Raw genomic sequence first — 13,411 nt, 5'->3', positions numbered from 1 at the left:
GGGGTCAGTCCACGTCCACGTGGTCGAAGGTGCGCAGCATCTCCTTCAGCACGCGCGTGCACGCCCGGAGCTCGGCATCGGTCAGATCGCCCCCGACCTGCCGGTTCAGAGCGTGCTCGCGCGCGAGGATCGTGTCGATGACCGTCTCGCCCTCGCTGGTGATCCGGATCAGCGAGGACCGCTGGTGCGCGGGGTTGGGTGTGATCTCCGCCCAGCCCCCGGCCACCGCGTCGTTGACCATGCGCTGCACGAACTGCCGGGTCAGCGCCATGATCCGGCCCATCTGAGGCACCGTCATGGCCCCGTACCTGCGCAGCAGAACCAGGACCGAGCGCACGCCGACGGAGACTCCCTCGGCCTGTTCGCCCTGCTCCAGCTTGCGCAGGCCGCGCCGGTAGAGCGCGCCGATCAGGTCGAACACCTCGGAGACGCGGTCGCCGAGTTCGTCGGGGGGCAGTGGTTCGGCGGTGTCGTTCACCCGGTCATCATGACACCTCGGTTGCCAAAATTGCCTGAGGATGACACCTTGGTTGTCATGAAGGTTGCTTCGGAACTGAGCTATTTCACGTCCACCGACGGCGATCTCGCCTACCGCGACACCGGTACGGGCGACCTCGTGGTCCTGCTCCACTCCGGTTACGTCGACCATCGCCTCTTCGAGGGCCAGATACCGGCCCTCGAAGAGGCCGGTTACCGCGTCGTCGCGGTCGACATCCGCGGCCATGGCTGGTCCGCCAACGCGAGCGAGCCCTTCCGCTGGGCCGATGACCTCGCCGTCCTGCTGCGCCATCTCGACGCCGGTCCCGCGGTGCTGGTCGGGGTGTCGATGGGCGGGGCCGTCGCGAGCGACACCGCGATCGAGTACCCGGAGCTGGTCCGGGGGATCGTCCTCAGCGGGGCCTCGGCCAGCGACTTCCACTACACGGACCCGCGCTCCGCGGAATTCCTGGCCGAGTCCGCCAAAACCCTGCAAGCCGGCGACATCGAGGGCTGGCTGAAGGTGTTCCGCAGGTCCGTCGCGGGCGTGCACCGCACGACCGCCGAGGTCGACCCGGCCATCCTGGAGCGCGTGACCGAGATGGCCCTGCACACCATCGCCAAGCACACGCCGGGGGAGCACAACTGGCACGTCCCCATGACCGACACCTGGCCCCGCGTACCGAAGATCGACGTCCCGGTGCTCACCGTCAACGGCGCCCTCGACTCGCCCGACCTGATCGCCGACGCGGAACGCTTCGCCCGCACCGTCCAGAACGGCCGCTCCGTGATCGTCGAGGGCACCTCGCACTTCCCCAACCTGGAGAAGCCCGAGCAGTTCAACGCGATCCTCGCGGACTTCCTCGGTTCGCTCTGACGACCGGCGAGCGCCGACCTCCTGGCCGGCCTCGTGTACGTAGGGGGGGGAGGCGACACCCGACGCGGCACCTGCCGCGTCGGGTGCCGTCTTCGCGAACCATGCCGGGGCTACGGCACCACCGTCACCGGCCAGCGCCCCGCCTTCACCAGCCGGACCGCGACAGAACCGACGATCCGGTGGCCGGCCTGCTCCGACGCGCCCACCACGACCGCGTCCGCCTTCAGCTCGTCCGCTGCCTTGACCAGGCCGTTGTAGGGGTCGCCGCGGAAGGTGTGGAACTCCCAGCGCACGTCGAATATGCCCTTGACGCGCTCGGTGGCGTCCCGGATCTGCGCGATGAGGTCCTCGGCGATCTCGTCGGTCGTCTCGGCGACCGGCGCCCCGAGGGCCGCTCCCGTCGCCATCACCGGCTGGACGTACACCACGGCGAGCAGCGCGTGCTGACGTCGGGCCAGGCCTCCGGCGTAGGCCGCCGCGCGAAGCGAGGAATCGGAGCCGTCGACGCCGACGACGATCACCTTGGGGCCGTCCGTGCCCCGCTCGAACTGATGCGAGTGCTGCTGTTCCGTCACGGCTGCGAGGCTATCCGAAGCCCCAGGTCCCGCAGCCACACGGGATCCCGCCGGGCGATCACGGCCGACCGGACGGGCGCCCGTCGGCGGGCGCGTCGTGGCGGAAACATTGCCCTCGCCGCTGGTGCGTCGGTCGCCGAACTGGTTCCTTCGGGTGCTTTCGTAGGTCCGCACCGGTGTCGCTGAGGGGCGCCGCCCCTCTACCAGGTGACTGATGAGTCATGAAAAAGGATCAGCTGCTCACGCGGCGCCGGGCGTTGATCGCCGGTGCCGCCGTCCTGGGGGCGGCCGGGGCAGCGGGCACGGCCCGCGTCCTCACCGCCGAACCTGCCGCGAAACCGGTGCGTCACGCCGCCGCGGCCGCGGGCCCACAGGCGCGCCGCCCCCTGAAGCCCTCCGCCTACCGCCTCCAGCCGATCGCCGGATACGGCCCCCCGCACAGCACACCCGCGCGCACGCTCGTCCGTCACGAGCCGTTCCTGCGGATGTCCGGGCGCGGCCGCAGTATGGTGCTGACCTTCGACGACGGCCCCGACCCGCGCTACACGCCGCACATCCTGGCCACCCTGCGCGAGTACGACGTGCGCGCGATGTTCTTCGTGTGCGGGGAGATGGCCGTCGACAACAAGGATCTGCTGCGGGAGATGTCCGACGACGGGCACATCGTCGGCAACCACACCTGGACCCATCCGCTGCTGACCCGGCTGACGCGCTCCGCGATCCACTCCGAGATCGCGCGCACCAGCGAGGTCATCGACGACGCCTACGGGGAGCCGCCCGTCTGGTTCCGTGCGCCCTACGGCGCCTGGAACCGGGCGACCTTCCAGATCGGCGCCGAGCTTGGCATGGAGCCGCTGGCCTGGACGGTGGACACGCTGGACTGGACGACGCCGGGCGCCCGCACGATCGTCGACCGGGTCGAGGGCGGCGCGGCCCCGGGTGTGGTGGTCCTCTCGCACGACGCGGGCGGCGACCGCTCGCAGAGCGTCCGGGCGCTGCGCGACTATCTGCCGCAACTGCTGGACTCGGGCTACCACATCACTGTGCCGCGCCGGAGGTCCACGTAGGCCGTTCGAATCACCCGGGCCCCTTTGAAGGGCTTTCGCCCGCCCGGCCGTGGAACGCTCAGCGAACCTCGACCAGGCGGGCGAACACGACGACGTTTCCGTCGTAGCCGTTCTGCTTGGAGAAACCGCCACCGCAGGTGATGACGCGCAATTCGGGAGTTCCCTTGTTGCCGTACACGCGGTCGCCGGGGAAGTTGTTCTTCGCGAAGACCTCGATGCCGTAGATCTCGAATGCGGCGGTCTTTCCGTCCTTGCGCTGCACCTCGATGCGGTTGCCCTTTTTCAGTGCCCCGAGTCCGTAGAAGACGGCGGGGCCCTGCTTGTTGTCCACGTGGCCCACGATCACCGCCGTGCCCTTCTCGCCGGGCGAGACCGCTCCGGTGAACCAACCCGCGAGATTGGGGTCCTCCGGCGGTGGCGCGCCGACCCACCCGTCCGCGTCGAGTCCCACCGGCATGGCCGGCGCGTCCACCCGGATCGCCGGAATCCTGACCCGGTCGACCACGGCGTACGGCAAGGGGTCCGGCGCCTTGGTGAAAGTGCCGTGGGCCGTCGCGCGGCTGTCAGCCGCCGCCGCGGAAGCGGGCTGCGGCGGACCCACGTCGAACTCTCCGGAGCCATTCCGGATGAGAGCGAGGCCGGTCAGCAGAACAAGCGCTATCACGCCCCAAGGAGCGCGCTTCTTCTGCCGCTCCTCCTCTTCGGCCAGCTCGGACGCAGACATTCGCAATCCCCTCTCGACGCGGCCGTCGCCGCGTCCGTCGCGCATATGAGAACGCTAAGGGCAGCACGCCGGGCGGGCGACGGGTCGCGGGCGAACGGGTGGTGGAGCACCCGTGCCGTGAGCCATCCGAGTTGGCGCCGACAGGTTTTTTCTGACGGTCCGTGACCTGCGGCAATATCCGATTGTGCGGAATTCTCTCGGCGTGTCTTCTCACCGGTACGGACCATTCTCGAAATGCGGCCCTGTGCACGGCATCTGAGGGTCTGTCTGGGAGGCGCTTTCTCGCCGATCGACCGGGGACGGTTCCCGGGGCGTCTTCCGCGGAGGATCACATGCGTACAACTCGTGCCCTGGCGGTCTCTGCCGCCGCGGTCGCCGTGGTGGGGCTCGCCGCCCCAGCGGCCTCGGCGTGGGACAGCCCTAGCAACATCGTCGCCCTGCCCAGCGTCATCGCCCGGGGCGGGCAGCTGACCATCACGGTGGACGGTTCGTCCTGCACGATGGCCGGCAGCACGGTCTCCTCGTCGGTCTTCCCCACGACGGCGCTGACCCACGTCAGCGGCAACACGTCCAGCGCGAAGGTCACCATCGACAGCAACGCCAGCCCGGGCTCGTACGACATCACGGCCAAGTGCGGCGAGAACCGGTCCCTGACCCGCCCGGCCGCCTTCACCGTCATCGGCGGTGTCCGCGGCGGTCTCGGCGGCAGCAGCTCCACCGGCGCGACGCCGACCGACATGGCGATCGGCGGCGGGCTCGTCGCCGCGGCCGTCGTCGGGGGCGGGGTGTTCTGGATGCGCCGCAGGTCCGAGAAGCGGATCTGACCCCCCGTCCGGCCGCGCGGTCGGACCCCTGGCCTCCTCGGAGACCGCACGTGACAGCCCTTCGCCCCGGACCCTCCCGAGAGGGTCCGGGGCGAAGGGCTGTGCGGTGTGCCGTCAGGAGTCGTCGGCGGTGCGGCGGCGCGACAGATGCCACGCCGCGCCGACGGATCCGAGGATGAGCGCGGCTCCGATGCCGATCTCCTTGAGGTCGAAGCCGGCGATGCTGCCGCCGACACCGGCGCGGACGCCCCGCTGAACGGGCGGGACGACGGGCACGGGCGTCGGGTTGACCGGGCGCCCGGTGGCGATGGTGAGGTCGGTGTGGCCGCTCTCGCTGCCGCACTGGAACGTGACCTCGTACAGGGCACCGGGCTTGGCGTCCCAGTCGACCATGGCCGTCGCCGAGGGCTGCCCCTTGGGGATGGTCACGGTGTCGAAGACCCCAGAGGAGACCTTGGCGTCGGTTCCGCAGCCGTCCACGTTGAGCGTGACTCTGCCGCCCGCGGCGATGGTCGAGGGCTGCACGCTGAAGCCGAACGACGTGATGTTGTTGTTGCCGCCGTCGCTGGCGACGGCCGCGGGTGCGGTGAAGGTCAGGGCGGTCACGCCCAGCAGTGCGGCCGAAGCGACGCGTATCGCGCGCATGGTGAGCCTCCGGGTCCCCGAGGAGCCTTGCCGCGGACCTTTTCCGCTTGCGCCAGAAATGCACCTCGATGATCGAAACGCTAGGAAAGGGCGCGCGGGCGCGCGATCGCTGTCGCGCGAATGGGGCAACCGTGTGGGCCGCTCAGGGGAAGGCGTACGTGCACACGGGGGACGGACGCGGTGTGCCGTCCGTCCCCCGCGGAACCGGCCTACCGCGAGGCCGTGCCTCGAAGAAGCCCCGCGCCGGGGGAACCCTGGTGAGGGTCCGTCACCCGTGCAGATGCGGGAACAGAGCCGTGAACGGCTCCGCCGACGCCGTGATGCCCCGGCTGTAGGGGGCGTCGAAGTCCCAGATCAGGAAGAGCAGGAAGGCGATCAGGGCGGAGAAGAGGCCGGCGAGGATCAGCTCGCGTGTAGTGCGCCGGATCTGCAGGGCGAAGATCATGCCCACCGTGACCACGGCGCCGGTGATGAGCCCGAACCACACCACGCCGGGCATGGTCGCCCCGGTCGAGTCGGCGCGGGCGTTGCGGGCGGCATCGGCCGCGGTCACCTGGTCGACGAGCGGCTGGTAGGCCTGGGCCTCGAAGTCCGACTTCGGCTGGTAGTCGGTGACGTCCTGACGGATGCGGTCGAAGAGCCGGCCGCCGGTGGCGGTGACATGGCCGTCGTCCGCCATGGTCTTCCACTCGGTGGTGACGACGTGGCTGACATACGTGTTGACGTCGTCGCGGATGCGGTCGCGCACGTCGGGCGGGTAGACGCGGACCCGCTCCGAGACCTCGTGCAGTGCCTGCGCCTCCGCCTGCACATGGTCCTGGGCGCCGCTGCGGGCCTCCCAGACACCCGCGATGGCCAGGCCGAGGACGATGGCGTACACCACGCCGATCATCATGGTGATGTACTCGATCACGTCCGGGGTCTCGGACGGATCCTCGTCCTCGGGGGCCGAGCGGTGGCGTACCAGGGTCACGATGAGCACGACGGCGCACGCCGCCGCCATCGCGAGGGCGAGAACAAGCCAATCCGACAAGGGATGTCTCCAGGAGTCAGCGCGGGCGCAGCGCCGCGACGGCGAACACCGCGGGCACGGTGAGAAGCAGGGTGAGCGAGACCAAGGACGGTCCACTGGGGGGCGTGTGCCGGTGCGCCGAGGGGCGGTACGGCGGATAGCTCACCGAGGGTGACGACGGCTCGGGGCCCGCTCGGGGAGGGGCCTTCGGTGTCGGTGTCGGTCTCGGCGGTGGTGTCGGTGTGGGGACGACGGCCGGTGCCGGGCGCGGCGCCGTGGTGGCGGGCCGTGGTGTCGGCGCGGGCGGCGGGGGAGGTGGGGGCTTGGGTTTCGGTGTGGGTTTCGGTGTGGGTGTCGGGGTCGGCTTCGGCTTCGGCGGCGGTTTCGGGGTGGGGCTCGGGGTCGGCGTGGGCGTGGGCGTGGGTTTCGGCGTGGGGCAGGGCGTGGGCGGCGGGCTCGGGCAGCCGTCGCCCGCCACGGCCACCGCGCCGGTGCCGTCGCCGCCGGGGCCCACGGACGCGGACGCGCAGGCGTCGGCGACCGCCGTACCGCCGGGCGCGCCACCGAGGAGCCAGGTGAGGGTCAGTACCGTCAACACCCTTATGAGTAGGGCGGATCGGGTCGTTTCGGGTGCATGCACGACGAAGATCATGAGTGGTGCGCCACCGGCGTGCGCCGTAGTGACGCGGTATTGCCCCCGAATGGAGGACGCGGGCCCTCGACGGGTTTGACGCGGCGGGCGTGCAGGCGTCCACGAATGGGCTCAGGTGTGCGAACCGTGGCGGCCGGGCGACGGCTCCGTCAGTGGTCGCGGCGACGGCTGAGTCACAGGGTTCGGAAAGAAATTTGCGGGCCGGTTGAACACTTCCGCCACTCCCGCCCGTACCTAGGGCCATGCGCGGCGCAGTAGGGCGCTGCAACACCTAAGCAGACAGCGGGAGTTATCCATGAAGACCTCCTGGCGGAGCGCCTCACTCGTGGCGACAGCTGCGGCCGTGCTGGCGTTGACGACGGCGTGCGGTCAGGAAAGCACTCCTTCGACAGGCAGCCAGAACGTGGGCGCCGCGGCGGCGGCCGACGGTTACGGCTCCACGGCCAGCCCCACGGTCGGTGCGGGCGCGGGCAATGGCTACGGCGCCGATTCCAAGGACGAGCAGGGCGCGGCCCAGTCGGCGGCGGCCGGCGCGCTCGCCGTTGCCGAGAACGTGAAGCTGGGGAAGGTCGTCACCGACAGTGCCGGGATGACCCTCTACCGCTTCGACAAGGACACTGCCGAGCCGCCGAAGTCGAACTGTGACGGCGACTGTGCGACGGCCTGGCCGCCGGTGCCCGCCGACGGTGCCACCGCCGCCGCCGGCGTGGACAAGGCGGCCCTTGGTGAGGTCACCCGTGCGGACGGAAGCAAGCAGCTGACGATTGACGGCTGGCCGATGTACCGGTACGCCAAGGACACCAAGGCCGGTGACACCAACGGCCAGGGTGTGGGCGGCACTTGGTTCGCGTCCGCCCCCAACGGCAAGAAGGCGGCCCTGGAGGCCGACCTGCCGGGTCTGTCCACCCGCAACGACCCGAAGCTCGGCGAGATCATCGTCGACAAGAACGGCATGACGGTCTACCGCTTCATGAAGGACGAGGCCTGGCCGAAGCCGGTGTCGAACTGCACCGGAGCCTGCCTGGAGAAGTGGCCGGTCGTCGCGCCCGTCGACGCCAGCGACACCAAGGGCGTCCAGAAGAAGGGCCTGATGGGCTTCACCCGCCCGGACGGCGCCAAGCAGATGACCGTCAACTGCTGGCCCATCTACACCTTCTCCGGTGACAAGGCCGCCGGAGACACCAACGGTCAGGGCGTCGGCGGCACCTGGTACGCCGTCGCCCCCGACGGAAAGCCGGTCGGCGCGCCGAAGAAGTAGCGGATCACCTCCCCAGGGTTGATCGCCTCACTCGCAGGACAACGGCAACGGAACGTGGAAGGAGGGGACGAAGCCAGACACGTGTGCCGGACGAACAAAGCAGCGCGTACGACCCGGGTCCGCCCCCTCCGCACCGCACGGAGGGGGCGGACCGCTGGGCGTTTCCGTGCGCCCGGCGCACGGTTTTCCCCACCGGCTCGCGCTGGGCCTTTTGGCGTGCTTCGCAGCGATTTCGTGGGGCGCATGGGGAGCGTGTTCGGGGGGCGTTCACGGGGCGCCCGCTCGGCAATTGCCGGAGGCAGTGACCGGGAACGGACGGTCAATTTCCGTTTTGGCTCGCTCCTTTGGCGGGCGATCAGTAGCCTCAGCTCGAACACTGGATCGCTTATATGCCCCCTACGCCGTGGAGAAATAGATGGAGCGTCCCGCCTGGGCCCCCCGGAGCATCGACATCTCGGTGCCGAGCGTGTCCCGCATCTACGACTACTACCTGGGCGGTTCGCACAATTTCGAGGTCGACCGCGAGGCGGCCCGCAGGGCGATGGAGTTCATGCCGGGACTCCCCAAGATCATGCAGGCGAACCGGGCGTTCATGCGCCGGGCCGTGCGCTTCGCGGCCGATGAGGGCATCACCCAGTTCCTGGACATCGGTTCGGGCATTCCCACCTTCGGCAATGTCCATGAGATCGCCCAGAGCGCATGCCCCGGCGCACGCGTCATGTACGTCGACCACGACCCGGTGGCCGTCGCCCACAGCGAGGCGGTCCTGGAGGGCAACGAGAACGCGGACGTGCTCGCCGCGGATCTCCTCAAGCCCCAGGAGATCCTTTCGAACCCCCAGGTTCAGCGACTGATCGACCTGAACCGGCCGGTTGCCCTCCTTCTCGTTGCCATACTTCACTTCGTGGAGGACGCGGACGACCCGTACAAGGCGGTGGCCGAGCTGCGCGACGCGCTCGCGCCGGGCAGCCTGCTCGTCGTCACGCATGCCTCGTACGAGGGAATCCCGCTCCCGCAGGAGCAGGCCGAGGGCACGGTCGACGTGTACAAGAACATTCGCAACCCGCTGATCATGCGCTCGCGCGAGGAGATCGCGCGGTTCTTCGAGGGGTACGACATGGTGGAACCGGGACTGGTGCCGATGCCGAAGTGGCGGCCCGACACGGCACCCGAGGACGAGGATCCCTATTCCTTCTCCGGGTTCGCCGGCGTGGGGCGCACGGCGTGACCGCCGAGCCGGACGGACCGGAGGACAGACTGCGCAGGTTCGCGACGATCTGGAGCCGGGCGGTCTATCCCGTCACCTCCACGTCGCTGACCCGGCCGGAGTTCGAGCTGCAACTCGTGCCGCTCGCCCGGCGGTTGAGCGACGCGCTGCGGGCGAGGGTCTTCGAGGCGGCTGAGGGGCAGGCGGTCGGCGCCGCGCTCATCACGGCGCACTGCACCGACCCGGAGGCGCTCAGTCGCTCCCTCGACTGCGTCGACGCCTACCTGGTGCTCTACTGCGGCGACGACGGCCCCCAGGAGGCGTTGCGCACCCGCTCGGCGCGGCTCCAGCACGCCATGGCCGCCGGGTTCGCCAAGGCGCTGCGGGAGCGGACGCTCTCCGAGCAAGAGGCCATCTCCCGGGCCGCGTTGAACGCCCGCAGTGCGGTGGCCGAGGCGCTGCACGCCAGCGAGGCCCGCTTCCGCGCGGTGTTCGAGGGCGCGGCCATAGGGATCGGCATCGCCGACCTCGACGGGAACATCCTCCAGGTCAACGGCGCGCTGCTGCGCATGTTCGGCGGGTCCGAGCAGTCGGTGCGCGGCCGCCGGGTCCAGGAGTGGACGCACCCCGACGACGCACCCCAAGTCTGGCGCCTGTACGAGGAGTTGGTGCGCGGCGACCGCGAGCACTACCACGTCGAGAAGGCGTTCTACCGCCCCGACGGCACCGTGCTGTGGACCAACCTGACGGTGTCTCTGCTGCGCGACGCGGACGGCCAGCCCCAGTACCAGCTGGCGCTGATGGAGGACACCACCGAGCGCCGGCTGCTCAATCTGCGGCTGCGCTACGAGGCCACGCACGACGCGCTCACCGGCCTGCCCAACCGGACCCTCTTCTTCGAGCGCCTGGACAAGGCGCTGTCCGCGAGCGAGGGCCAGCGCTTCGGCCTGTGCTACCTCGACCTCGACGGCTTCAAGACGATCAACGACAGTCTCGGCCACGCGGCCGGCGACCGGCTGCTCGTCGAGGTCGCCGACCGGCTGCAGTCCTGCGCGACCGCCCCCGGCGAGATGGTCGCCCGGCTCGGCGGCGACGAGTTCGTTGCGCTGACCACCGGAACCGACACCGAGCGCGAGGTCGACGAGCTCGCCGGGCGCATCATGAACGCGCTCGTCACCCCGATCAGCATCGACGGCCGGGAACTGACCGTGCGCGGCAGCATCGGCATCGTCGAGGGCCCGGCCGGGGAGCGCGGGCCAGCAGAGGTGCTGCGCAGCGCCGACATCACGATGTACCGGGCCAAGTCCGCGGGCGGCAACCGCTTCGAGCTCGCCGACCCGGAGGCCGACGCCCGCGCCATCACCCGGCACGGCCTCACCACCCAGCTCCCGGCGGCCCTGGACCGGGGCGAGTTCTTCATCGAGTACCAGCCGCTGGTGCACCTCGGCGACGGCAGCGTGCGGGGCGCCGAGGCTCTGGTGCGCTGGCTGCACCCGCAGCACGGCGTGCTGGGCCCGGACCGCTTCATCCCGCTCGCCGAGCACACCGGACTGATCGTTCCGCTCGGCCGCTGGGTCCTGGAGCAGTCGGTGCGCCAGGCCCGTGAGTGGCAGGAACGGCACACCGACGCGGGCTCGTTGCGCATCAACGTCAACCTGTCGCCATGCCAGTTGTCCCACCCCGGCTTGGTCCAGGACACGGTCGACATCCTGGAGCGGGCCGGCCTCGGGGCGGAGGCGCTCTGCCTGGAGGTCACCGAGTCCGCGCTGATCGGCGCCGACGACGACCTGCTCAAACCGCTGCGGCGCCTCGCCGAGATGGGCGTCGACATCGCTCTCGACGACTTCGGCACGGGCTACTCCAATCTCGCCAACCTGCGGCGCCTGCCGGTCAGCATCCTCAAGCTGGACCGCTCCTTCACCCAGGGCATGCAGCAGTTCCCGGCGGACCCCGTCGACCTCAAGATCGTCGAGGGGATCGTTTCGCTCGCCCACAGCCTGGACCTGGCGGTCACGGTGGAGGGCGTGGAGACGGGCGCCCAGGCGGAGCAGCTGCGGATACTGGGCTGCGACACGGCCCAGGGCTGGTACTACGCCCGCCCGGGCCCGCCGGAGCGGCTGCACGAGCTGGCACTGGTGGACGCGACGGCGTGAACCGGCGGCGCCGGGACGGCTGTTGGGCCGGCCCGGCGCCGCTCGTCGGTCGCCCGAGCCGTCCGTGTCGCTCGTCGGTCGCCTTGGCACGGGCGGCGTGGCACGGGGAGGTGCGGGGCGGGCGGCCTGGACCCTCCGGTGAGCTCGCGCGGGACTGCTCGTGTACGGCGGCGGCCTCGTGCGATCTGCGACCGATTCCGGTTCGTCCGCGAGGCCGGTATCGTGCGGTCGTGACCGGTTCCGCGGCGTGTCCTGGAGAGGATCAACCCCGAGCAGGGGCCCCGGCTGACGACCCTGGCGTGCGAGCTGGTCTGGGCCACGACATGGATGGCCGACGCGAACGAGAGCATCGCCCCGCGGATCGGTCTGCCCGAGTCGGCCGTGGTGGTCTGGCCCGACCACCTTGACGAGGACGAACAGCCGGAGCGCAACGGACTGCACTGGAAAACCCGAACGCTCGTCGAGTGGGCAGCGGGCCGCCCGTTCATCTGGGTCGACGACGAGATCACCGGGGCCGACCGGGGCTGGGTGTCCGGGCATCACTCGGGTCAAGCCCTGCTCCACCGCGTCGACCCCACCGTGGGCCTCACGGAGGCGGACTTCCGCGCATTCGACGCATGGCTGAACACGCGGTCCGCGAGAGGGTCCCGTACACCGGAGCGCTGACCGTGCGGCACCCCTTCCCGCGATCCAGGCCGCGCTGCAGTCCGTCCCGGAAACGACCGGACCTCGTGCTCTGTCAGCCGATATGGAGGATCCGGAAGCGATCGGGTTTTGCCGGGTCCCGGTCGACGACCTGGATGGGCGGCTGAGCCCATTGCCACACGCTGATGCCTGGCGTGCGGGAGAACTGGATCCGCCCGCGGGTGCCTTCGACGGTGACGTGCGGCCAGGATGCGGCGGTGCGGGCCCGGTCCGTGCCGTGGGAACGCAGTACGCCGGCGAGGACGGTGACCGTGTCGTAGCCCTCGAAGGCGACGAAGGAGGGCGCTTCGGTCAGCCGCTCACCGAGGGCCTTCTCGACTCGTGTGCCGAGTGGGCCGAGGCGCTCGGGCAGGTAGCGCAGGAACGGGATCGCGGTGCTGTCGGCGCCCAGCAGTGTCGCCCATTCGGTGAACTCCGGTTGCCCGGCCGGAGCACCGATCATGATCTCGGCGAGGCGCTGGTCGTGGCGGACGGCCTTGACGATCGGCACGGCCGGTTCCGGGTGGCCGACCAGAAGCAGGAGGGCTGTCGCGCGGTTGTCGGCGAGTTCGTCGCAGAGGGCCGAGGGGGTGAGCGCGCTCATGTCGAGTTCGATGACGGTGCCGCCGCGCGGAGCGAGGTGGTCCCGCAGAATGCGGGTTCCGGATGCCCAGTAGACAGTCGGCTGGGCTGCTACGGCGATGCGGCTGTGGCCCGCGCCGAGAAGGAAGTCCGCGTAGACCTGCCAGCCGCGGGACTGCGGCGGGGAGAGGCGCGCGACCCATTCCGTCGGCTGTTGCGTGAGCGCGTCGAGAACCGCCGACGAGCAGAGGAACGGCAGGCCGAGAGCGTCGGCCCTGGCGGCAGCGGCGCGAGCGACGACGCTGTGATACTCCCCGGCCAGGGCGGCCACGCCGAGGCGAGCCAATTCGTCCACGGCCGCCGCGGCCCTCTGCGGATCAGCGGCGGTGTCGCGGACCACCAGCTCAAGCGGTCTTCCGGCGATCCCGCCGCCGTCATTGACGTCGCGAACGGCCAACTCGAGCCCCGCGAGCAGGTGTTGGCCTGCCTCGACCCAGCCAGGCCGAGTCAGCGGAACGAGAGCGCCGATCCGGACGGCCGATCCGTCGGTCCGCTCCGCGCCCGGCGGCGGCTGGGGCGGCTGCGGCGGCTGTGGCGTACTCATGCGTTGGCGTCTCCCGAGTGGCGGTTTGGTTGGAGTTGGCCCGGATCACGGAGTGAACGTCACCGGGAGC

The 13,411-nt window shown here is 70.5% G+C and carries 13 protein-coding genes and 1 pseudogene; 7 read left to right on the top strand and 7 right to left on the bottom strand.

The features are described from left to right. Nucleotides 1-4: 4 nt before the first annotated feature. Nucleotides 5-478 (bottom strand): MarR family winged helix-turn-helix transcriptional regulator, encoded by a 474-nt coding sequence (locus tag AB5J56_RS06845; protein ID WP_369231062.1) that lies wholly within the window; start codon nucleotides 476-478, stop codon nucleotides 5-7. A gap of 57 nt (nucleotides 479-535) precedes the next feature. Here AB5J56_RS06845 and AB5J56_RS06840 point away from each other — a divergent pair, with 57 nt between their 5' ends. Beyond that, nucleotides 536-1,354, top strand: coding sequence for an alpha/beta fold hydrolase (locus tag AB5J56_RS06840; RefSeq protein WP_369231060.1), 819 nt, complete (start codon nucleotides 536-538; stop codon nucleotides 1,352-1,354). A 110-nt stretch (nucleotides 1,355-1,464) separates the two neighbouring features. Here the strand turns inward: AB5J56_RS06840 and AB5J56_RS06835 are convergent, their stop codons facing one another. Next, nucleotides 1,465-1,929: a universal stress protein gene (locus AB5J56_RS06835; RefSeq protein WP_369231058.1), complete on the bottom strand. Its 465-nt coding sequence runs from the start codon at nucleotides 1,927-1,929 to the stop codon at nucleotides 1,465-1,467. Between the two features lie 221 nt (nucleotides 1,930-2,150). Between AB5J56_RS06835 and AB5J56_RS06830 the strand changes: the two genes are divergently transcribed. Beyond that, nucleotides 2,151-2,996, top strand: coding sequence for a polysaccharide deacetylase family protein (locus AB5J56_RS06830; protein ID WP_369231056.1), 846 nt, complete (start codon nucleotides 2,151-2,153; stop codon nucleotides 2,994-2,996). Nucleotides 2,997-3,054: 58 nt separating this feature from the next. Here AB5J56_RS06830 and AB5J56_RS06825 read toward each other — a convergent pair whose 3' ends face one another. Then, nucleotides 3,055-3,720, bottom strand: coding sequence for a class F sortase (locus tag AB5J56_RS06825; RefSeq protein WP_369231054.1), 666 nt, complete (start codon nucleotides 3,718-3,720; stop codon nucleotides 3,055-3,057). Between the two features lie 332 nt (nucleotides 3,721-4,052). On the opposite strand from AB5J56_RS06825, the gene AB5J56_RS06820 reads away from it, so the two are divergent. Then, the gene (locus tag AB5J56_RS06820; RefSeq protein WP_369231052.1) at nucleotides 4,053-4,544 is read left to right on the top strand and encodes a hypothetical protein; all 492 of its coding nucleotides are present in this window, start codon (nucleotides 4,053-4,055) and stop codon (nucleotides 4,542-4,544) included. Nucleotides 4,545-4,658: 114 nt separating this feature from the next. On the opposite strand, the gene AB5J56_RS06815 is transcribed toward AB5J56_RS06820, so the two are convergent. From AB5J56_RS06815 to AB5J56_RS06805, 3 genes are all read right to left on the bottom strand, one after another. Continuing rightward, entirely contained in the window at nucleotides 4,659-5,189 is a 531-nt protein-coding gene (locus AB5J56_RS06815; protein ID WP_369231051.1) for a hypothetical protein, read from the bottom strand. A 268-nt stretch (nucleotides 5,190-5,457) separates the two neighbouring features. Next, entirely contained in the window at nucleotides 5,458-6,222 is a 765-nt protein-coding gene (locus AB5J56_RS06810) for a hypothetical protein (RefSeq protein ID WP_369231049.1), read from the bottom strand. 16 nt (nucleotides 6,223-6,238) lie between these two features. After that, a complete protein-coding gene (locus tag AB5J56_RS06805) occupies nucleotides 6,239-6,799 on the bottom strand; it encodes a hypothetical protein (protein ID WP_369231047.1) in 561 nt (186 codons plus the stop codon). A gap of 349 nt (nucleotides 6,800-7,148) precedes the next feature. Here AB5J56_RS06805 and AB5J56_RS06800 point away from each other — a divergent pair, with 349 nt between their 5' ends. From AB5J56_RS06800 to AB5J56_RS06785, 4 genes and pseudogenes are all read left to right on the top strand, one after another. Next, nucleotides 7,149-8,111: an SCO0930 family lipoprotein gene (locus AB5J56_RS06800; protein WP_369231046.1), complete on the top strand. Its 963-nt coding sequence runs from the start codon at nucleotides 7,149-7,151 to the stop codon at nucleotides 8,109-8,111. A gap of 415 nt (nucleotides 8,112-8,526) precedes the next feature. Then, on the top strand, nucleotides 8,527-9,339 hold the full coding sequence (locus tag AB5J56_RS06795; RefSeq protein WP_369231044.1) for an SAM-dependent methyltransferase: 813 nt from the start codon (nucleotides 8,527-8,529) through the stop codon (nucleotides 9,337-9,339). Next, nucleotides 9,336-11,471 carry a putative bifunctional diguanylate cyclase/phosphodiesterase gene (locus AB5J56_RS06790; RefSeq protein WP_369231042.1) on the top strand — a complete coding sequence of 712 codons (2,136 nt, stop codon included), beginning with the start codon at nucleotides 9,336-9,338 and terminating at the stop codon, nucleotides 11,469-11,471. The genes AB5J56_RS06795 and AB5J56_RS06790 overlap by 4 nt, the downstream gene beginning before the upstream one ends. A 249-nt stretch (nucleotides 11,472-11,720) precedes the next feature. Beyond that, a pseudogene (locus AB5J56_RS06785) lies at nucleotides 11,721-12,137 on the top strand (hypothetical protein); the annotation flags it as partial. 73 nt (nucleotides 12,138-12,210) lie between these two features. Here AB5J56_RS06785 and AB5J56_RS06780 read toward each other — a convergent pair. After that, a complete protein-coding gene (locus AB5J56_RS06780) occupies nucleotides 12,211-13,341 on the bottom strand; it encodes an ABC transporter substrate-binding protein (protein WP_369231040.1) in 1,131 nt (376 codons plus the stop codon). Nucleotides 13,342-13,411: the final 70 nt, after the last annotated feature.

Source organism: Streptomyces sp. R21 (assembly GCF_041051975.1).
Lineage (GTDB): Bacteria > Actinomycetota > Actinomycetes > Streptomycetales > Streptomycetaceae > Streptomyces.
Note: the sequence above shows the minus strand (reverse complement) of the source record. Positions and strands in the feature narration are given on the sequence as shown.

Bases quoted from the DNA above. Each gene is read 5' to 3' on its own strand.
- AB5J56_RS06840 (WP_369231060.1), top strand. From the start codon at position 536: ATGAAGGTTGCTTCGGAACTGAGCTATTTCACGTCCACCGACGGCGAT.
- AB5J56_RS06830 (WP_369231056.1), top strand. From the start codon at position 2,151: ATGAAAAAGGATCAGCTGCTCACGCGGCGCCGGGCGTTGATCGCCGGT.
- AB5J56_RS06825 (WP_369231054.1), bottom strand. From the start codon at position 3,720: ATGTCTGCGTCCGAGCTGGCCGAAGAGGAGGAGCGGCAGAAGAAGCGC.
- AB5J56_RS06820 (WP_369231052.1), top strand. From the start codon at position 4,053: ATGCGTACAACTCGTGCCCTGGCGGTCTCTGCCGCCGCGGTCGCCGTG.
- AB5J56_RS06815 (WP_369231051.1), bottom strand. From the start codon at position 5,189: ATGCGCGCGATACGCGTCGCTTCGGCCGCACTGCTGGGCGTGACCGCC.
- AB5J56_RS06800 (WP_369231046.1), top strand. From the start codon at position 7,149: ATGAAGACCTCCTGGCGGAGCGCCTCACTCGTGGCGACAGCTGCGGCC.
- AB5J56_RS06795 (WP_369231044.1), top strand. From the start codon at position 8,527: ATGGAGCGTCCCGCCTGGGCCCCCCGGAGCATCGACATCTCGGTGCCG.
- AB5J56_RS06780 (WP_369231040.1), bottom strand. From the start codon at position 13,341: ATGAGTACGCCACAGCCGCCGCAGCCGCCCCAGCCGCCGCCGGGCGCG.